This window comes from Pseudomonas entomophila (assembly GCF_023277925.1).
Classification (GTDB): Bacteria; Pseudomonadota; Gammaproteobacteria; order Pseudomonadales; family Pseudomonadaceae; genus Aquipseudomonas; species Aquipseudomonas entomophila_D.
This window is the reverse complement of sequence record NZ_CP063832.1, coordinates 1396070-1414924: the sequence shown is the minus strand read 5'-3', so window position 1 is coordinate 1414924 and position 18855 is coordinate 1396070. Positions and strand designations below refer to the sequence as shown.

18 protein-coding genes are annotated in these 18855 nt (G+C 65.6%); 13 read left to right on the top strand and 5 right to left on the bottom strand.

Translation table 11 applies throughout. The annotated features are described in order from the left end of the window. Positions 1–166 precede the first annotated feature (166 nt). The 9 genes from IM733_RS06295 to IM733_RS06255 all read left to right on the top strand — a co-directional run bounded on the left by IM733_RS06295 (position 167) and on the right by IM733_RS06255 (position 7708). A complete protein-coding gene (locus IM733_RS06295; protein ID WP_248920045.1) occupies positions 167–1096 on the top strand; it encodes an NAD-dependent epimerase/dehydratase family protein in 930 nt (309 codons plus the stop codon). A 135-nt stretch (positions 1097–1231) separates the two neighbouring features. Beyond that, positions 1232–1825 carry a DUF4274 domain-containing protein gene (locus tag IM733_RS06290; protein ID WP_248920044.1) on the top strand — a complete coding sequence of 198 codons (594 nt, stop codon included), beginning with the start codon at positions 1232–1234 and terminating at the stop codon, positions 1823–1825. Positions 1826–2067: 242 nt separating this feature from the next. Continuing rightward, complete coding sequence (locus IM733_RS06285) at positions 2068–2490, top strand: nuclear transport factor 2 family protein (protein WP_248920043.1); 423 nt, start codon at positions 2068–2070, stop codon at positions 2488–2490. Further along, positions 2487–3239 carry an SDR family NAD(P)-dependent oxidoreductase gene (locus tag IM733_RS06280; protein ID WP_248920042.1) on the top strand — a complete coding sequence of 251 codons (753 nt, stop codon included), beginning with the start codon at positions 2487–2489 and terminating at the stop codon, positions 3237–3239. The genes IM733_RS06285 and IM733_RS06280 overlap by 4 nt, the downstream gene beginning before the upstream one ends. A 3-nt stretch (positions 3240–3242) precedes the next feature. Then, positions 3243–4490 carry an NAD(P)/FAD-dependent oxidoreductase gene (locus IM733_RS06275; RefSeq protein ID WP_248920041.1) on the top strand — a complete coding sequence of 416 codons (1248 nt, stop codon included), beginning with the start codon at positions 3243–3245 and terminating at the stop codon, positions 4488–4490. Beyond that, positions 4487–5296 (top strand): DUF1365 domain-containing protein, encoded by an 810-nt coding sequence (locus tag IM733_RS06270; RefSeq protein ID WP_248920040.1) that lies wholly within the window; start codon positions 4487–4489, stop codon positions 5294–5296. The genes IM733_RS06275 and IM733_RS06270 overlap by 4 nt, the downstream gene beginning before the upstream one ends. Further along, positions 5271–6530 (top strand): SAM-dependent methyltransferase, encoded by a 1260-nt coding sequence (locus tag IM733_RS06265; RefSeq protein WP_248920039.1) that lies wholly within the window; start codon positions 5271–5273, stop codon positions 6528–6530. The genes IM733_RS06270 and IM733_RS06265 overlap by 26 nt, the downstream gene beginning before the upstream one ends. A gap of 2 nt (positions 6531–6532) precedes the next feature. Next, positions 6533–7015, top strand: coding sequence for a DUF2878 domain-containing protein (locus tag IM733_RS06260; protein WP_248920038.1), 483 nt, complete (start codon positions 6533–6535; stop codon positions 7013–7015). A gap of 261 nt (positions 7016–7276) precedes the next feature. Next, positions 7277–7708 (top strand): bleomycin resistance protein, encoded by a 432-nt coding sequence (locus IM733_RS06255; RefSeq protein WP_248920037.1) that lies wholly within the window; start codon positions 7277–7279, stop codon positions 7706–7708. A gap of 15 nt (positions 7709–7723) precedes the next feature. Here the strand turns inward: IM733_RS06255 and IM733_RS06250 are convergent, their stop codons facing one another. Next, complete coding sequence (locus IM733_RS06250) at positions 7724–8314, bottom strand: hypothetical protein (protein ID WP_248920036.1); 591 nt, start codon at positions 8312–8314, stop codon at positions 7724–7726. Between the two features lie 220 nt (positions 8315–8534). On the opposite strand from IM733_RS06250, the gene IM733_RS06245 reads away from it, so the two are divergent. The 4 genes from IM733_RS06245 (at position 8535) to cprA (ending at position 12597) form a co-directional block, all read left to right on the top strand. Beyond that, on the top strand, positions 8535–8726 hold the full coding sequence (locus tag IM733_RS06245) for a hypothetical protein (RefSeq protein WP_248920035.1): 192 nt from the start codon (positions 8535–8537) through the stop codon (positions 8724–8726). Positions 8727–8874: 148 nt separating this feature from the next. Next, positions 8875–9564 carry a response regulator transcription factor gene (locus IM733_RS06240; RefSeq protein WP_248920034.1) on the top strand — a complete coding sequence of 230 codons (690 nt, stop codon included), beginning with the start codon at positions 8875–8877 and terminating at the stop codon, positions 9562–9564. Then, the gene (locus IM733_RS06235) at positions 9564–10748 is read left to right on the top strand and encodes a sensor histidine kinase (protein WP_349292548.1); all 1185 of its coding nucleotides are present in this window, start codon (positions 9564–9566) and stop codon (positions 10746–10748) included. Before IM733_RS06240 ends, IM733_RS06235 begins: the two co-directional genes overlap by 1 nt. Positions 10749–11439: 691 nt before the next feature. Beyond that, positions 11440–12597, top strand: coding sequence for a cationic peptide resistance protein CprA (gene cprA, locus IM733_RS06230; RefSeq protein WP_248920033.1), 1158 nt, complete (start codon positions 11440–11442; stop codon positions 12595–12597). 54 nt (positions 12598–12651) lie between these two features. On the opposite strand, the gene IM733_RS06225 is transcribed toward cprA, so the two are convergent. From IM733_RS06225 to hflK (IM733_RS06210), 4 genes are read right to left on the bottom strand one after another with little or no spacing between them, the layout of a single operon-like run. After that, positions 12652–14577, bottom strand: coding sequence for a heavy metal translocating P-type ATPase (locus tag IM733_RS06225; RefSeq protein WP_248920032.1), 1926 nt, complete (start codon positions 14575–14577; stop codon positions 12652–12654). A gap of 55 nt (positions 14578–14632) precedes the next feature. Next, positions 14633–15667, bottom strand: coding sequence for a protease modulator HflK (hflK, locus tag IM733_RS06220; RefSeq protein WP_248920031.1), 1035 nt, complete (start codon positions 15665–15667; stop codon positions 14633–14635). Then, positions 15660–16682 (bottom strand): protease modulator HflC, encoded by a 1023-nt coding sequence (gene hflC, locus IM733_RS06215; protein WP_248920030.1) that lies wholly within the window; start codon positions 16680–16682, stop codon positions 15660–15662. The genes hflK (IM733_RS06220) and hflC overlap by 8 nt, the downstream gene beginning before the upstream one ends. Next, complete coding sequence (hflK, locus tag IM733_RS06210; protein WP_248920029.1) at positions 16679–18643, bottom strand: protease modulator HflK; 1965 nt, start codon at positions 18641–18643, stop codon at positions 16679–16681. The genes hflC and hflK (IM733_RS06210) overlap by 4 nt, the downstream gene beginning before the upstream one ends. Between the last annotated feature and the right edge of the window lie 212 nt (positions 18644–18855).

Genomic DNA, 18855 nt, shown 5'->3' with positions numbered 1-18855 from the left:
TATTGATAATTATTATTTTGCCCCGCCACTTAAACAAAACCATGAAGTGCTCGTCGCGCCTCTTGACCTTAAACTGGCCTTTAAAGTTAAGGTTTTATCCGAGCACCGCTGACTACCACCGGCGACTACGCTCTTCCCACCTTCCCGACAGATCGAAGGACACAGCATGCAAACCATCTTGGGCGCGACCGGCCAGATTGCCATGGAACTGGCACGCGAGTTAGGCGCCCACTACACCCAGGACCTGCGCCTGGTCAGCCGCAACCCACACAAGGTCAACGCCACCGACACCCTGCTGGCCGCCGACTTGCTGGATGCCCAACAGACCGTCAATGCCGTCAAGGGCAGCAGCACCGTCTATTTCACCGCAGGCTTGCCACCGGACACCGCGCTCTGGGAAACGCAGTTTCCAGTCATGTTGCGTAATGCCCTCGACGCCGCCCGCGCGGCCAACGCCCGGTTCGTCTACTTCGACAACACCTACATGTATCCGCAGGATGCCCGCCCACTCACCGAGGGTACGGCATTCGCGCCAGTCGGGCGCAAGGGCCAGGTGCGTGCGGCGATGGCGACCCTGGTGCTTGATGAGATGGCCCGTGGCGATATCCCGGTACTCATCGGCCGGGCGCCGGAGTTCTATGGGCCCGGCAAGACCCAGAGCATCACCAACACCCTGGTGCTGGACAACATCAAGGCCGGCAAGGTGCCACGCGTACCGGTGCGCGACGACACCCGGCGCACGCTCATCTGGACGCCCGACGCCAGTCGTGCGCTGGCGGCGCTGGGCAATGCAGAAGATGCCTACGGCAGCACCTGGCACCTGCCTTGCGATGACAATCGCCTGACCTATCGTCAGATTGTGGCGCTGGCCGGCGAGATCTGCGGCAGGGATCTTTCGTACAAGGTGCTGGGCAAGTGGACCTTGACCGCTGCCGGCCTGGTCTCCCGGCAGGTCCGCGAGCTGCGGGAGCTGCTGCCGCGCTATGCGCATGACAACCTGTTCGATTCATCGAAGTTCAGCGAGCGTTTCCCGGCGTTTGAAGTGACCCGCTATCGGCGTGGGCTGGAGCAGGTTCTGGGCGGAAAAATATCTTGATCTTTGAGGGTTCGGACCGAGCGCCGCCCGCGCGGCGCTCGATCTCACGATCGCCTCCCCCTTCAGACAACCTTGATTTCTCCACGTATCAGGGTTATCAAGCGCTCCCCACTACCGCTCAAGGACGAACACTTCATGCCCCTGCGCCTCACCCAGGACCAGTTCCTGCGCGCCATCGAATGCGCCGAACTCAACGGCATCCCTGACCGCGCCACCTTGCTTGCCCAGCTTGAAGACCCCGACATGCGCGAGACGCTCAGCTACTGGAGCGCGCAGTTCTACAAGGCGCCGGAGGACCTGGTTTGCGTGGCCGACCTGCAAAGCAAGGAAGAACTGCATTACGTGGCATCGCACCTGAACTGGGACGACGGCCTGGTTGCCCCAAGGGCGATCCTCGACCACCCGTTGTGCGACGCCGGGACCGCCTTGCTGCTGTACTGGTACGGCCAGGGTTGGTGGTGCTCCGGCGCGGACGATGCGCACAAGGACGACGCGATCTTCTATACCCACCTGGTACGGCGCTTCGCCGAAGGCGACTTCAGCACCTACAGCATCGCCTTCGATCCATTCGCCGATCAATTCGTGCCTGACTTGGCGACACTGCGCAAACGCGGCCTGCAACTGCCGGGCGTGCTGTTCGCCACCTACCCTGGTCAGGTCGTTGAAACCCGTCAGGATGCCTACCAGCCTTACCTGGACGAGTGGGAGGCCCGCCACGCCAAGGGCTGAGGGTTAGCGCTGGGTTCGACGGGCGAGTTGCAGGCCCTCGGGATCGAGCGCCGCCCGCGCGGCGCATCGCGGATGAATCCGCTCATACGTTTGTTTCGGGCCAGTCATGTCCGTGACACAGAAGACAACGAGCGGGCCCAGAAAATACCTGTACAAGACTATTGACCTGTACAGATATTGGCCTAGGCTTTCCTATACCTGTACAAGTACACCTCGCTGTACAGGTTTACCTGGAGCTGCCTATGTCTGCGTATCTGCAGCGCTTCACCGAAGCTTTTACCCGCCTGGACGGTCAACGCCTCGACGCTCTGGACACCCTGTACAGCGAAGAGGTGACCTTCAGGGACCCGCTGCACCAGGTCCACGGCCTGCCCGCCTTGCGCACCTACTTCGCCCAGCTCTACGCCAACACCCACGATATCCACTACCGCTTTTCCCGCATCGATGAAGTGCAACCCGGCCAAGGCTACCTGCAATGGTCCCTGCAGTTCCGCCACCCGCGCTTGGCCTGCGGCCGGCCGATCCACCTGTTGGGCTGCAGCCACCTGCAATGGCAGGACCGGGTTCACTTCCATCAGGACTACTTCGACGTCGGCGCCTTGCTCTACGAGCATGTCCCGGTGATGGGCGGCGCGATTCGCTGGCTCAAGGGGCGGCTGGCATGAGCCGCTGCTGGCTGACCGGCGCCAGTAGCGGCATCGGCGCGGCACTGGCCAGGCTCTTGCTCGAGCAAGGCCACCAGGTGGCCCTTGGCGCTCGGCGGCCCGATGGCCTCGCGTCCCTGGCGGCGCAGTACCCAGAGCAGGTGCTGCTGGCCATCGGTGACCTCGACGCGCCTGAGCAAGTGGCGAAGATCGCCGAGCAGATCGCCTGGCGCTGGGGCGCGCTCGACCTGGTGATCCTCAATGCCGGTACCTGCGAGTATCTGGAGCCCGGGCAGTTCGATCCCGCGCTGCTGGAGCGAGTGGTGCGCACCAACCTGTTCGCGGTCAGCTACTGCCTCGCCGCCGCCCTGCCCTTGCTGCGGCTTGGTGAGCGGCCGCACCTGGTGGTGACGGCCAGTTCGGTCACCTGGCTGGCCCTGCCACGTGCCGGTGCCTATGGCGCCTCCAAGGCGGCAGTGCGCTACCTGCTGGAGTCACTGCGCATCGACCTGGCCAACGAAGGTATCGATGCCACCCTGGTGAATCCCGGCTTCGTCGACACCCCGCTGACCCGGCGCAACGACTTTCCCATGCCCCAGCTCTGGAGCGCCGAGCACGCCGCTCGGCATATCGCCGCGCGCCTGCCACGGCGGCCCCTGGAGATCAATTTCCCCATCGCCTTCACCCTGCTGCTGCGCCTGCTGGGGGCGCTGCCAGGGCGCTGGCGACTGAAGCTGGGTCGGCACCTGGCACGCAACCCGAAGGGCTAGATCATGCGCATCGCCATCATCGGTAGCGGCATCGCCGGCCTGACCTGCGCCTACCTGCTGTCACGCCGGCACGAGGTGACCGTGTTCGAGGCCGCCGCCTGGATCGGCGGGCATACCCACACCGTCGATGTGGCGTGGGGGGGTCGGCGCTACGCGGTGGACACCGGCTTCATCGTCTTCAACGACTGGACCTATCCACATTTCATCCGGCTGCTCGACCAGTTGAACGTCGCATCGAGGCCCACCCACATGAGTTTTTCCGTGCATGACCCGCTCAGTGGCTTCGAATACAACGGCCATAACCTCGCCTCCCTGTTCGCCCAGCGTCGCAACGCATTGTCCATCGGGTTCTGGGGGATGCTGCGGGACATCCTGCGCTTCAACCGCCAGGCCCTCGCCGACCTCGACAAGCAGCATATCGACGAGGACACCACCCTTGGCGGCTACCTGCAGGCACAAGGCTACGGGCAACGGTTCATCAGGCACTACATCCTGCCCATGGGGTCGGCGATCTGGTCGATGTCGCACGCCGACATGCTGGCTTTCCCTCTGCAGTTCTTCGTGCGCTTCTGCCGCAACCATGGCCTGCTTTCCCTCACCCAACGCCCGCAATGGCGTGTGATCGAGGGTGGCTCGCAGCGTTACGTCGAGGCATTGTGCCGCTCGTTTCCCGACCGCGTCAGGCTCAACTGCCCCGTGCGCCGGGTCAGCCGCGACGAAGGCGGCATCACCCTACTGAGCAGCGCTGGCACGGAGCGTTTCGACACGGTGGTGTTCGCCTGTCACAGCGACCAGGCCCTGGCGCTGCTGGAGTCACCCAGCCCGGAAGAACGCGCCGTGCTGGGCGCCATCACCTACGCCAGCAACGCCGTGGTGCTGCACACCGACACCCGCCTGCTGCCATGCCGCCGCCGGGCGTGGGCAAGCTGGAACTACCGCCTTGGCGGCCCGGAGCAGGCGCCTGCCGCGCTGACCTACGACATGAACATCCTGCAAGGTATCGAGGCACCGGTGACCTTCTGCGTGAGCCTCAATCAGACCGCGCTGATTGATCCGCTACAGATACTCGCCCGCTTCGACTATGCCCACCCGCAATACAGCCTCACAGCCCTCGCTGCCCAAACCCGCCAAGGCGAATTGCAGGGGCGCCGGCACAGTTATTTCTGCGGTGCCTACTGGGGCAATGGCTTCCACGAGGACGGCGTGCTCAGCGCGCTGAAGGTGGCCGAGCACTTTGGTGAGCGGCTGTGAACAACAGCCTCTGCCAGGGTTGGGTCAGCCACTGCCGCATGACCCCGCGCCCCCATGCGTTCCGCTATCGGATCGGCATGTTCTATGTGGACCTGGATGAACAACCCCGACTGCTTGGCCTTTCCCACTGGCTGGGGCGCGCGTGGTGGGCGCCGTTGAGCTGGCGCGAAAGCGACTATCTGCCGGCACTGACCCGCCAAGGTCAACCGCTGGCCCAGGCCGTGCGCGCACTGGTGGCCCAGGCCACCGGGCGGCAACTCGAAGGCGCCGTGCACCTGCTGACCCAGCCGCGCTGCTGGGGGCTGTCGTTCAACCCGGTGAGTTTCTACTTCTGCCATGACCGCGATGAACAGCTGGTGGCGATCCTGCTGGAGGTACGCAATACACCCTGGCGTGAGCGCTTCCACTATGTGCTGCCGGTGGACGGCGACCTTGCACGTCCGTTCGCCATGGCCAAGGCCCTGCATGTGTCGCCGTTCATGCCGATGGACATGGAGTACCGCCTGCGTTTCTTTCTCGATGCCCGGCGCATTCGCATCCACATGGAGAACTGGCGTGCCGGGCAGCAGGTGTTCGCGGCCGATCTGGCGTTGCGCCGCCAGCCGCTGGATCGCGGAGCACTGCACCGTCATATCCTGGCCTTTCCCTGGATGAGCCTGCGCACCCTCTCGGCCATCTACTGGCAAGCCCTGCGCCTGCTGCTCAAGCGCACCCCCGTCCACAACCACACCGCCAGCCAGGGCGACCTGGCGCCCGGCCACCCTTGCGAGGACCCTGATCATGCCCGAACCGACCCTGATCGTTAGCAAGTCGTTGGGGCTGAGCCCATGGTTGGGTGGGCTGGCCAGGGTTGCCGTACTGGCCCAGTTGCGTCACCTGCGTCATGGCCACCTGCGGCTGGTCGACGGCGGGCGACAATGGGCGTTCGGTGACCCCACCAGCCCCTTGCAGGCCGAAGTGGAAATCCTCGATGACACGGCCTGGGGTCTGGTGGCCAGCAATGGCTCGATCGGTTCAGGGGAGGCGTACATCCACGGCTACTGGCGCAGCCCCGACCTGGCGGCCGTCACCCGCCTGTTCGTCGCCAACCTGGACGTGCTCGACGCCATGGAAGGCGGGCTGGCGCGCCTGGGGCGCCCGCTCCTGCGCCTGCTGCACCAGCTCAACCGTAACAGCCGGCGCGGCGCCCGGCGCAACATCATGGCGCACTATGACCTGGGCAATGCACTGTTCGAGCGGTTGCTCGACCCGACCATGATGTACTCGGCGGCGCAGTTCGACAGCCTCGGGCAAACCCTGGAACAGGCCCAGTTGAACAAGCTCGAACGCATCTGCCGCAAGCTTGAACTCAAGCCCCACGAGCACTTGCTGGAGATTGGCAGCGGCTGGGGCAGCCTGGCCATTCACGCCGCCACCCACCACGGATGCCGTGTCACCACCACCACGCTCTCAACGGCGCAATACGCGTACACCCTCGAACGGGTGCACCGGCTCGGCCTGGAGAACCGGATCACGGTGCTGTGCGAGGACTACCGCGCACTGCGGGGGCATTTCGACAAACTGGTGTCGATCGAGATGATCGAGGCGGTCGGCCACCGTTTCCTGCCCACCTACTTCCGCCAGTGCGCCGCGCTGCTCAAGAAGGACGGCCTGATGCTGCTGCAAGCCATCACCATCCGCGACCAGCGCTATGCCCAGGCACGGCGCTCGGTGGACTTCATCCAGCGCTACATCTTCCCCGGCGGCGCGCTGCCTTCGCTGAGCGTGCTGCTCGCCACCGCCAGCCGCCAGACTGCGCTGAACCTGGTGCACCTCGAGGACTTCGGCCTGGACTATGCACGCACCCTGCGCCATTGGCGCGACAACCTGCGCCAGGCGCGCACGGCGCTGGCGGAGCTGGGCTACGACGACACCTTCCAGCGCCTATGGGAGTTCTACCTGTGCTATTGCCAGGGTGGCTTCGAAGAGCGTGCCATTGGTGTGGCGCAGTTGCTGTGGGCGGCGCCAATGGCACGTCGGGCTGCGTTGCCGGGCTGTTGAGCATGAACCGCCGCTGGCTGATCGCTAACGCCCTGTGGTTGCAGCTGGGTTGGTGGGCTTGCGTGCTCGGTGCACGTTGGTGGTGGTTGCTGCTGATCGTGCCGCTGGGCCTTGCCGTGCACCTTTGGCGTTGCCCGGAGCGCCGTGAGGAAGTCCATGCGCTGTTGCGCGTGGCACTGGCCGGTTGCCTGCTGGACAGTTCGCTGGGGATGCTGGGCATGTTCCGTTTCGAGCAATGGCCCTTGCCCATATGGCTGGCATTGCTCTGGCTGGTGCTCGCCAGCGGCCTGCGCCATAGCCTGGCCTGGGCAGCAGGTCCGTATTGGCGGGCGGCGCTGCTGGGCCTGGTGGGCGGGCCGTTGGCTTACCTGGCGGGTGCCCGGTTGGCGGGTGTCGAACTGCCGCTGGGGCCGGTGGTCACCGCCCTGCTGTTGGCGCCGCTCTGGGCCTTGTTCATGCCCCTTGTCTTGCGGATGGCCGTGTAGCGATCTGATGCAGCGCCTGGGGGGGCGAGCGCCGCACGCGCGGCGCATCGCGGATGAATCCGCCCCTACAGGGGCCGCAGGACCTGCGCCGTACCTGTAGGAGCCGGTCTTGCCGGCGAATGGGCCAGTGCAATCAACACACGGTTCCGGCCCCTCATGCCCATTAGGCCAGCGCTGTGCGCCCCGACGAACTCCTTGTATCCTTGCGGGTCGGTGAATGCGAGCGCATCGCCCCCTACGCATGACTCAAGGAAGGCTCGAATGTTTGCACGGAGTAAGTTGGTTCCCGAACTGATCGTGACCGATCTGCAACGAAGCCTGGCGTTCTGGGTGTCGTTGCTGGGGTTCCAGGTCGCCTACCAGCGGCCCGAGCAGGGATTTGCCTATCTGGATCTGCAGGGAGCACAGGTCATGCTCGAACAGATCGACCTTGACGAGCAATGGATCACCGGCCGGCTGGAAGCCCCGTTAGGCAGAGGGATCAACTTTCAGATCGAGGTCGCTGAAGTCGCGCCGGTCATCGAACGCTTGCACCACAGCGGGTGGCCGCTGTTCCAGGCCTGCGAGGACGCCTGGTACCGGGCGGGGGACGTGGAGGTGGGGCAGCGACAGTTTTTGGTTCAGGATCCTGATGGGTACCTGCTCAGGTTTGGGGAGCGGCTCGGCGAACGTCCATTGCTACCGCTGTCATAACGGTAATTTTCAAGATCATCTCCGGCCCCGGCACGCATCACGCCATTCACCCGCAACAGTTCCAGGCGCGACGTCCAACTCAGGGGCTGTCCCGATTGCAGTAGTGTTTGCTGCCCCCTGCCGTGAACAGGGCATCCACTTTGGCGGGCTATCAGTCAATGAGCTCAGGACACCGCGATTGCTGCGGTCGCTGATCGTCACGTCGGTCGTGTAACCGGTGCCCGTGGCCGGGCTGTGGCGGATCTGCGTGAGGCTGCCGACGTCATCGTAGCGATAAGTGCGCGTGTAGTTGGTGTAGGCGGAGTTGTCGATGGGGATGGGGACTTTGACGAGAGGAAGTTGCGGGCCTTGCTGACCTGCGTTGGCCATTTCTCGACCTTCAGCCCTAACCAGCTGGTACAGGCTGTCGTAGCGATAGCGGCTTTCGGGTACCACCTTCTGGTTATGCCAACATCGGGCTTCTTGCGCATCGTTGCGCACACTGACCACATTGCCTACCGGATCGAATGCATAACGCAGATCCTGCAAGACCTTGCCGCCCTTCAACGTCAGCCAACTGCCTGCGAAGTGCGATGCTGTCCGTGTGCAGCAGACCGGCCGTTTCATAATGACTGACGCATTGCCCAGCCATGTTCAGGCCTTTTTCCGCTTCGTTGCAGCAGCAGTCCCCCAACCCGACAACATTCGTATGCGCAAGACAGCAAGCCCGGTTGGAGACTGATCGGCCAAAACATCGGCACTTAGTGCCAAGCCGTCTCCCCTTGGCTGTGCAATCCTTCCCTGGTCGTTATGGTGGTGATCACTTTCCTGCCGGAGCGCAATGGCCATGACCGTGACTACCCTCAGCCGTCTCAGCTTGCTGGCGCTGGTCGTCGGCGTATTACTGGGCGAGATCGTTTTGGCCAGTATCGGGCTGACGGGCCTGTGTGGCGCCGCTGTCTACCTCAGTGTGCGGCAGGACACCCAGATAGAGGCCCGCCAGGACGATGCCCAGTCGGATCCGCAGTTTCTCGCCTGACGGATCAAGTCTATCTGTCGTCTGTACCGGCCCTTTCGCCGGCAAGGCCGGCTCCAACCGCTCCAGCGTAGGCTTCGGGGAGGCGTAACCTTCGCCGCAGACCCATGCTAAGCTGCGCCGCCCTACCCCATGCCCCCGAAGGAACGACATGCTCCCCAAGCGCGTATTGATAGTCGAGGACGACGCCGACGGCGCCAGCATCCTCGAGGCCTACCTGCGCAAGGACGGCTTCGAGGTGGCGGTGGCCGAGGACGGTGCCAGGGGCCTGGCGCTGTTTCGCCAGTGGTCGCCGCAGATCGTCCTGCTGGACATGATGCTGCCCAAGCTGTCCGGCCCCGAGCTGCTGTCGGAGATCCGCCGCAACGACAACACACCGGTGATCATGGTCACCGCCATCGGCGACGAGCCGGACAAGATCGGCGCGCTGCGCTACGGCGCCGATGATTATGTGGTCAAGCCCTGCAACCCTCGGGAGGTCGTGGCTCGGGTGCATGCCGTGCTGCGCCGCTACGGCGCCTCCACCGCCGCCCAGCAACGCGTCGAGTGCGCTGGGGTATGGGTGGACAACGAACGCATCGTCGCCGGGGTGCGCCATACAAACGGCGACGAAACGATCCTGGACCTCACCCGCTCGGAGTTCCTGCTACTCGCCGCGCTGCTGCGCGCACCGTCCAAGGCCTTCAGCCGCGAGGCCCTGCTGGAGCTGTGCATGCCCGACAGCGATGCGCTGGTGCGGATCATCGACACCCACGTACACAACCTGCGGCGCAAGCTCGAGGCGGTGGGCATCACCGAGGTGCTGGTGACAGTGCGCTCGGTGGGCTACCGGTTCCACTGATGAGCATGGGCAGGAACTCGCTGTGGGTCTGGGTCGGTTCGCGCATGACCCTGCTGGCCATCAGCGCGGTGTTTACCGTCGTCGGCTGCATGTACCTGTACTACCAGACCGTCGAACACCACGTGATGGCCTCGATGACACCTGTCGACCGCGCGCAGTACCTTGCCGCGGTGGCAGACGTGAAACAGCATGAGGGGGTGTTGTGGCAGCTGCTGCAACGCTATTACGACGTCGAGAGCTTCCTGCCCGACATCGGCAACGACGCCGACTGGCTGGCCCTCTACAGCTTCGTCGCCCTGGTCATCCCGCTGGTGATCATCATCGCGCTGTGGCTGTCCAGGCCACTGTCCCGGCAATTCCGCAAGCTCGCCCAGGCAGCGCGGCAGGTAGCCGGCGGCGACCTCGAGGTACGGGTGGTGCAGTACCCGGGCCAGCCAGCGGAGATGCAGCGCCTGTGCGGCGACTTCAACAGCATGGTCGAGCGCCTGTCGCTGTACGAACGCGAAGTGGCGCAGTCCAGCTCCAACCTGGCTCATGAGCTGCGCACACCGCTCAACGCTGCGCTGGGGCGGGTCCAAGGCATGCTCGACGACGTGTTCCCGATGAACCCGGAGCAACTGCGCCTGGTGCAGAGCCAGTTGAACAACCTCAACACCCTGGTCGGCGACCTGCACTTGCTGTCGCTGGCCCACGCCGGGCAGTTGACCCTGAATGTCACCGGCTTTTCCCTGGCCCGGCTGGTCGAGGAACGCCTGGACTGGTTCGCGCCGCAGTTCGAAGCAGCCCAAATGCGGGTCACCTCACACCTGTCCGCCGCACTGGACATCGAGGCAGACAGAAGCCGGCTGGGCCAGTTGACCAACATCCTGATCGAGAACGCCATCAAGTACGCCTCCGACGGCCGCACGCTAGAGGTTGCCGCACGCCGTGAAGGTGCGTGGTTACGCCTGGAATTCCTCGACCGTGGCCAGGGCATCGCGCAAAACGACCTGGGCAACATGTTCGTGCGCTTCTGGCGGGCCGAGCAATCCCGCGCGCGGGTGACCGGTGGCGGCGGTCTGGGGCTGTCGATCGCCCAGGCGATATGCGAAGCCCATGGCGGGCATATCGCCGCGCAACGGCGCGACGAAGGCGGGCTGGCGCTGCTGGTGTCGTTGCCCCTTCACCCCGTTTCGAACCCGTAGGAGCCAGCCTTGCTGGCGAACACCGGCAAAGCCGGCGCCAAACACCGCGCCTCTGATTCGCAGGCATTCTCATGATTACCTGCAGTGCTTGACCGAATCTTGATAATCCCTGCACAGCACCTTCAGCAAGCGCCTTTAGCATGCCGGCCCGTCAGCCATGAAGGCTGGCGCCGCGCGCGGTTTCATCCCATTCGGTGCTGTGATTCTCATGCCAAGACTGTTCGCCCCACCTGTTCCTGAAAGGTACCCGAGGGGAACTTCTGGACACTCGCGATGTGTCTTTCTGCCTCACCTCATCAACCGCTCGGGTTGAAGTTCCGGGCTCGTAAGCAGGCTAACAGTTAAAACGTAATCGGCGAACTTTAAACAAATTTACATCTTTCATACAAAACCACCTATTTCCCAACACTCATTAAATTTCTTTCACCAAAAACGCCCGTCTGTACCCGCCCCGCCAATTGAAAACCGGCGTCGAGCCAGAGAGAATGGCCCACCGCTCGATTTGCAGCGCCTGTGGGGCTGCCCAGCCGGTCGGCAGGAAGTAGCCACTTGCAGCCGCTTAGCCATCGAGGCGCTGCGAATACACAGGTTTGATAAAACCTTGCAACCGAAAGAACGAGCAACTTTTCACAAAGTCTTTACATTGACTTTGCGTCGTCACGCGAGCAACTAAGTTGCCGAGGATATATATATGAACTCCCACGTCACGGGTGCGTCACACTCGCTGCATCACCTTCCTGAACGCATCCTGTTGACCGGCGCCACGGGTTTCCTCGGCGGCTCGGTCACCGCCCAACTGATCACCAATGGCCAAGCAGCCAACTTGTGCTTCCTGGTGCGCGCCGAAAGCCGCCAGCAAGGCCTCGAGCGCTTGCGCGACAACCTGCTGCAACATGGTGTGAGCCATGCCGACAGCCAGGCGTTGAGCGAAGAACAGATCATCTGCGGCGACTTCCTCGACACGTCCTGGCTGGCCAGGGAAACCCCTCGCCTAATGCAAGTCGACCGGGTAATCAACTGCGCCGCCGTTGCATCGTTCTCGAAGAACCCGACCATCTGGCCGGTGAACGTCGAAGGCACCTACGCCTTCGCTGAAGTGCTGAGCCGTTCCAAGCGCCTCAAGCGCTTCCTGCATGTCGGCACGGCGATGTGCTGTGGCCCGGAGCGCGAGTCGCCGATCAGCGAATCGTGGGAGTTCCCCGAGGCCGAGCAGCAACTGGTGGACTACACCGCGTCCAAGGCAGAGATCGAGCGGCGCATGCGCGAACAGCTGCCGAACCTGCCACTGGTGGTGGCGCGCCCATCCATCGTGGTCGGTCACCGCAGCCTTGGCTGCCAGGCCTCCGGCAGCATCTTCTGGGTGTTCCGCATGGGCTTCGCCCTGGAAAGCTTCACCTGCGGCCTGGACGAGCAGATCGACGTGATCCCGGTGGACTACTGCGCCGAGGCGCTGATCGGCCTGGCACTCAAGCCGCAACTGGGCCACGACCTCTACCACATCTCCGCCGGCCACGGCTCGGCCTGCACCTTCGCCGAGATCGACGAAGCCTTCGCCCTGGCCAATGGCGCGGAGCCGGTGGGTGAGCGTTACCGCAAGGTGGATGTCGACGACCTGAAGTCGCTGGCCAGCAGCTTCGAAACCCGCATCGGGCCAGCCAACCCGCGCCTGGTGCTGCGCGCCCTGCGCCTGTACAGCGGCTTCGCCGACCTCAACTACCTGTTCGACAACAGCCGCCTGCTGGAGGAAGGGATCGCGGTGCCGCCGCGCTTCACCGACTACCTGGACGTGTGTGTCAAATCGTCCAGCGGCGTGAGCATCGCCACCCAGATGCAGTGGGACTTCAAGTAACGATGCTCTTCGAAGCCGCGGGTAACCACCCGCGGCTCCACACCTCGCTCAGCCCTACATGTCCCTTTCGTCATAGCGCAGCAAGCGCCCGGCATTGCCCAGCACCAGCAAGGTGCTGAGGTTGTGCAGCAACGCCGCGATCATCGCCCCCGCCGCCCCCAGCAAGCCAAACGCCGCTGCCAGCATGATACCGATCGTCCAGCCCAGCCCGATCAGCACATTCCATTGCAGGGTGCGCCGGCACAGGCGGCTGAGACGGATGCAGGTGGCCAGGCGGCGCAGGTCGCCGTTGATCAGCACGATATCCGCCGCGGCCATGGCGATGTCGGTACCGCCCGCCCCCATCGCCACCCCGACCACGCCGGCCTTGAGCGCCAGTGAATCATTGATGCCGTCACCGACCACCAAGGGCCGGAAGCCGGCGTGGATTTCCTGGTTGACGTGGCGCAGCTTGTCCTCGGGCAAGGCCTGGGCGACCACGCGGGTGATCCCGGTCTGGCTGGCGACCGCCTCGGCGACACTGCGCCGGTCACCGGTGAGCAGCAGCTGCCGGTCCAACCCAAGTTCGCGAAGCTGTTCAAGTGCTTGCGGCGCCTCCTGGCGGATGTTGTCGGCCAGCAGCAGCCAGCCCTGGAAGCGACCGTCCAGGGCCAACCCGGCGATGGGGCCGTCGTGTTCCGGCACCGGCGGGATCTCGATGCCCAGGCGCGCGAACAGTTCCGGGCGGCCCAGCGCCGCCTCGCCCCGCTCGGTGCGGGCAACCACACCGAAGCCCTGGCGCTCATGCAGTTCGCTGACCACCAGCTGTTGATCGTGAGGCACCCGGCTCGCCAGGGCGCGGCTGACCGGGTGACTGCTGGCGGTGCCGAGGCTGGCGGCCAGGCGGATGATCTCGTCTTGCGCCAGGCCCGGCGCCACCGGCAGCACCCGCTGCAAGTGCAACGCACCGTGGGTCAGGGTGCCGGTCTTGTCGATCACCAGCGACGACAGGTCGGCCAGTTCCTCGAGAAACGCCGAGCCGCGGATCAGGATGCCGTGCCGCGCGGCCACGGCAATCCCGGCGATGGCCGTGGCCGGCGCCGACAGCACCAGCGCGCACGGGCAGGCGGCGACCAGCACCGCGAGCATGGCCTGGGCATCACCGGTGACGAACCAGGTGGCGGCGGCGATCAACAGCACCAACACCAGGTAGCGCCCGGCATGGCGCTCCAACAGGCGGGTGATCGGTGGTTTGGCCTGCTCGGCACGTTGCATCAAGGCGATCACCTTGCCCAGCGTGGAGTCGTCGCCGATGCCGGTGACCTCGACGCGCAGCAGGCCGTCGAGATTGATCGCGCCACCGTACACCTGCGCCCCAATGTCCACTTCCTGGGGCAGGGCCTCGCCGGTGATCGGCGCGGTGTCCAGGCTGGCCTGCCCATGCAGCACCCGGCCATCGGCCGGCACCCGGTCGCCGGCGCGCACTTCCACTTGGTCGCCGGGTTTCAGGCTGGCGTTGTCGACCTCCCGCACCTCACCGTCCGCGCCGATCAGCCGGGCCTGGCTGCGGGTCAGCCGGCCAAGGGCACCGATGGCCTCCTGGGACCCCAGTACGCTGCGCTCTTCGAGCACGTGGCCGAGGATCATGATGATCGGCAGCAGCGCCGCGGTAGCCAGGTCGCCGGTGGCCCAGGCACCGAGCATGGCCAAGGCGATCAACTGGTCGGTGACACCGTGCAGGGACGGTTGCAGCAGGCTGTGCCAGGCCGAGCGCAGCACCGGCACGGCCACCAGCAGCGACGCCACACCCAGCAGAAGCTGTGCCACACCGTCCTGCGAGGGGGCCAGCCAGCGCCAGACCAGCCCCAGCGCCAACAGGCCGAGGGCGAGCATGGCCAAGATCAGTTGCTGCCCCGCCTGCCGACGCTCGTCAGCGGACAATAGCCCGGTGCTGAAGTGAAGGTGACCATGGTGATGGCCGTGATGGTGGTGAGCGCTCATCGCAGTCGGCTCCGGAGGCAAGTGGTCGCAAGGTGCGGGTGGCGAAGATCGCGGTTCACGGCTTGGGGCCCTCGAGGATCAGGTGCCCGCTGTCATCAGGGTTGACCGTGGTGACGGCCCCGGCGCGGGACAGGATCGCTGGCATGCGTTCCCGGTACAGGCGCAGCATCAGCCCAGGGTCTTGCTGCTGCGCCAGGCCGGCGATGGTGGCGGTGTCGGCATTGGCCCGGGCCAAACGCTCGCGGGCCTCGGCCTCGGCGACCTGCACCGTGTGGTCGGCGGCCTGGGTGGCTTGCTGCAGCTGTCGGGCGGCATCGTTGCGCGCCTGCGCCACTTCTTTCTCGGCTTGCTGGCTGGCGGTAAGTACCGCATTGAACGCCCCCACCGCCGACAACGGCAGCGAAGACTGTACATCGACCCGCACCACCTCGATACCCAGGTCGGTGCCTGCGGCCTTGAGCGCGGCAAGGCTGCGGTTGATGCCCTGTTGCAGGTCGCCGCGCAGGCGCTCGCGGCGCTCGGCGACCTGGGCGTCGGCACCGACCAGTTCCGGGCGGGCCACCAGGATCGTGTCCATGTCGCGGGAGGCGCAGACCTGCACGGCGTTACGCTCGACCAGGCGATCCAGCGCCGGTTCCAGGTGCGTGCCCTGGCGGGTGAAGGCATAGGGCGCGTTGACCTTGTAGAACACCCGCACATCCAACTGCACGATGCCCGCGTCGCCGGTCAGCAAGTAGCCGGAGCCAGCCGTGGCGTCACTGGCCAGGGTGCCGTTCTTGTCCGACTTCAGCGCCCGTTCGGAACGCAGCAGCAGCTCGACCCGGCGTTCACTGACCCGGTCGGCCGACGGCAGCATCAGCACCTGCTCGAACGGGCGCGGCCAGGCCAGCAGCAGGCCAGCTTCCTGGATGCGTTGCTCGGCCCCCAGGCGCAGCACCACCGCACGACTGTCGGGCCCCACTTCGCGAACATTACCGAACAACCAGCCCAGCGCCGCGACCAGGGTCACCCCGTACAAAGCGATGAAGCCGATGCGCGCCGACTGCAGCCAGGGATTGCCGGTGGTGTCCATCCGACCAGGGCTAGTCATGGCCGTGCCCTGCCCCGTTGCCAGCGCTCGAAGGCGCTGGCGGCCCATCGACCAGGGCGCGGAACGGTGCGGCGTCGGTGCGCAGCACCAGGCGCGTGCCGGGGGTGACGACCGTGCCCAACGTGTCGAGCGAGCGCAGCAGTTTGTACAGCTCGGGCGCGCTGGCGTAGGCCTTGCCATAGACCTGCGCGGCCTCGACCTGGGCCTGGGCCTGGACCTGCGCCGCCTTGACGTTGGCGTCAGCCTCGAGGATGCGCGCGTCACGTTCCGCCGCCGAGCGGATCTCGGCGGCCTTGCGCTTGCCTTCGGCGGTGCGTTCGGTGGCGATGGTCTCGCGCTCGGCGCGCATGCGCTCGACCGTGGCTTCGAGGGTCACCTTGGGCAAGGTGAGCCGCTCGATGCCCACCTGCACCACCTTGATGCCATAGGTCTGCGCCAGTTGCTGCTCGATCTGCGCCTGCAGGCGCTGCTCGAAGGCGTCGATCCGCACTTGGCTGGCGTCGACGTTGACCAGGTCCGCCAGTTCGAAGCCGCTGGCACTGGTTTCCAGCGCCGAGCCCACCAGGGTGCGGATCTGCCGCGCCGCCTCGTCAGGCTGGTTCTGCACCGCGCGCATGAAGCGCTGGATGCTCTGCGGGTCGGCGGCGACCTGCCAGGCGATATAAGCCTGCACGATGATGCGCAGGCCATCGCGGGTGCCGACATCCTGTAGGCCGCTGGAGGTGGTGCGCAGGCGCAGGTCGACCGGCACTGCGTTCTCGAACGGCAATGGCCAGCGCCAGGCCAGGCCAGGCTCGGTCAATACCCGCGAAGGGTTGCCGAAACGGGTGATGACCGTGGCCTCGCCGACCCGGACCTGGACGAAACACGCCGCCGTGGCCAGCAGCAGCACCAGCAGCAATGCGGCGAGCACCCGCCAGCGTGCGCCCTTCGACGGTGGCGCATGGGGATGATCGTGGTCATGGGCATGATCGTGGGTGCACGCGTGGTGGGCATGGGGGGCGTGAGAGCTCAATTGGCGCGCTCCTGGTGGGATCTGGAAGTGGTCGGGTCGACCGGCGAGGCGAATGTGCGCAGGTCCAGGGTCGGGGCCTGGGCCGCGGTCAACCGGTGGTCGATGATCAGGGCATTGCCAGCGGCCAGTCCCTGGCTCAGGCGCGCCAGATACTGTTCGAGGATGAATGCCTGACCGGCCTGTCGCCAGGCCGCGCTTTCGGCCGTGAAGGCGATCTCCTGGGCCTGCGCCCTGGCGGTGATTTCGTGGGCATCGGCGCTGGCCTTGTCGGTCTGCACGGCGGTGTTCTGCCGGGCCAGGGCTGCCTGCCGGGCGGCCTGGCCACGTTCCTCGGCGACCAGCGCCTGAGCGCCGATCTGCGCAGCCTGCACGCCGTGATAGGCGTTGGCCGCGCCGGCCGGTGGGTGGATCGCCTCCACCGCCGTGGCGAGGATCTGCACGCCGCTGTCCAGGCGGTCGAGGTCGGCTTGCACGGCGTTGCCGATGTCCCGGCCGAGGGCTTCGCGCTGTGCGCCCAACAGCCCGTCCAGCGAGCGATTGGCGAAATCGTGAACCAGCACCCGGTTGGCAATGCTGCGCACCAGTTGCGCGACATCGCTGGCGTGATACGTGGCGGCAATTGCCGAGGCATCGTCCAGGCCAATGCGATAAATGAAGCGCACGTCCATGTTGACGATCTGGAAGCTCTGCCGGCTGCCATCGCTGCCCGCGATGACCTGGGCATTTTCGGCAACATGGGCGGCATCCCACAGGCGGTTGGCGCTGGCGGGCGGTGGCCCTTCGGCATCGGTCAGCGGGTCGGCCAACGCGGCGTCACCCGAGGTGGCCAACTCATGGAGCGTGCCGTTGTCCACCGCCAGCACCCGCCCCAAGGGCCAGGGCAGCCCTATATGCAACCCGGGCGGGTAGACCTCTATCGGGTCGCCAAAGCGCTCGTACACGCCCCGGCCGTTCATCGGCACCTGCACCACGCCTGTCAGCAGCCACCCCACCAGCGCCACCAGCCCAGCCACCGGCAGCAAGGCCCGGCGCATGAAACCGAATGCCCAGACCTGCCGCAGGTCAATGCCCAGGCGCTGCTGCAACTCGCCCTGGAGGAACGCCAGAGGCCTCGGCGGCCATTGCAGCAGCCCGGCCGTCAGGCTGTTCGCCACCAACGTCGGCTCCTCGCGCGGGCGCTGCGGGCGGAACACCGAAAGCACGGCGCGCAGCAACAGTTCCAGCGCCAGCAGGCCAGGCAGGATGGCGATCAGCACCGCCAACCGCGCAGGCCACAGGCGCAGGCCGTCGGCGAACACCAGGCAGGGAATGCACAGCACTTGGACCGCGATGACCAACCGCACCACCGCGGCCAGGGTGCCGGCCTCCGGCCAGTCCGTGGCGGGCGTTGCCGCCAGGTGACGCTCGAACACCAGCAGGCCAAAGGCGATGGCGCCGAACACCGCCACCGCGACCCAGCCGGGCTGCCCCGCCAACGCCGGCGCCGGCAGGTCGAAACGCCAGGCCCCCGCCAGCACGGCCAGGGCGAGCAGCGCCAGGGCCGCCAGGCGCAAGGCGTCATAGCCGACCCGCCGCAGTTGCTTGCGCCAGGCATCACCGATACGCGCCAGCCAACGTTCATACGCATTCGCCGGTGGTTCCTCCTCGGGCACCTGGGCGCGCCAGAAGGCCAGTTGCGCCGGCCGCTCGCCCAGGGCCTCGGCGCGCCAGCTGACCGGCGTCCACACGGACTGCGCCACCGCGCCGAGCAGCATGAGCGCCGCAGCGTTGACCGCCAGCAGCACGGTCCAGTGACTGGCAGGTGCGAACAACCCGACCATGAAGGCCAGCAACCACAACAGGCCCGCGCCCAACAAGGTGCAATGGCTCAGCAGGACCAGGCGGCGCGCCTGGCCGAGCGATTGCTGAAAACGTGGCATGCCCTCCAAGTCCAGGTCTGCGGTATCTAGATTGACGCTCATGGGGGCTCCAGGCTTGATGCGCAGCCGAACAGGGTGTGGCGGCCGTGCATTTGACGACGGGCGAGTTTATTTCGTTATGTTATAGCGACGCACGTGAAAATATCGTCCGTCGTTTCATCCAATCCCCGCCCTGCGACTGATCCGCGAAGCTGGCAAGCCGCTGAGTCGGTCTCGCACTTTTTTCACATCCGTCTCACTCTTCGTCAACATCT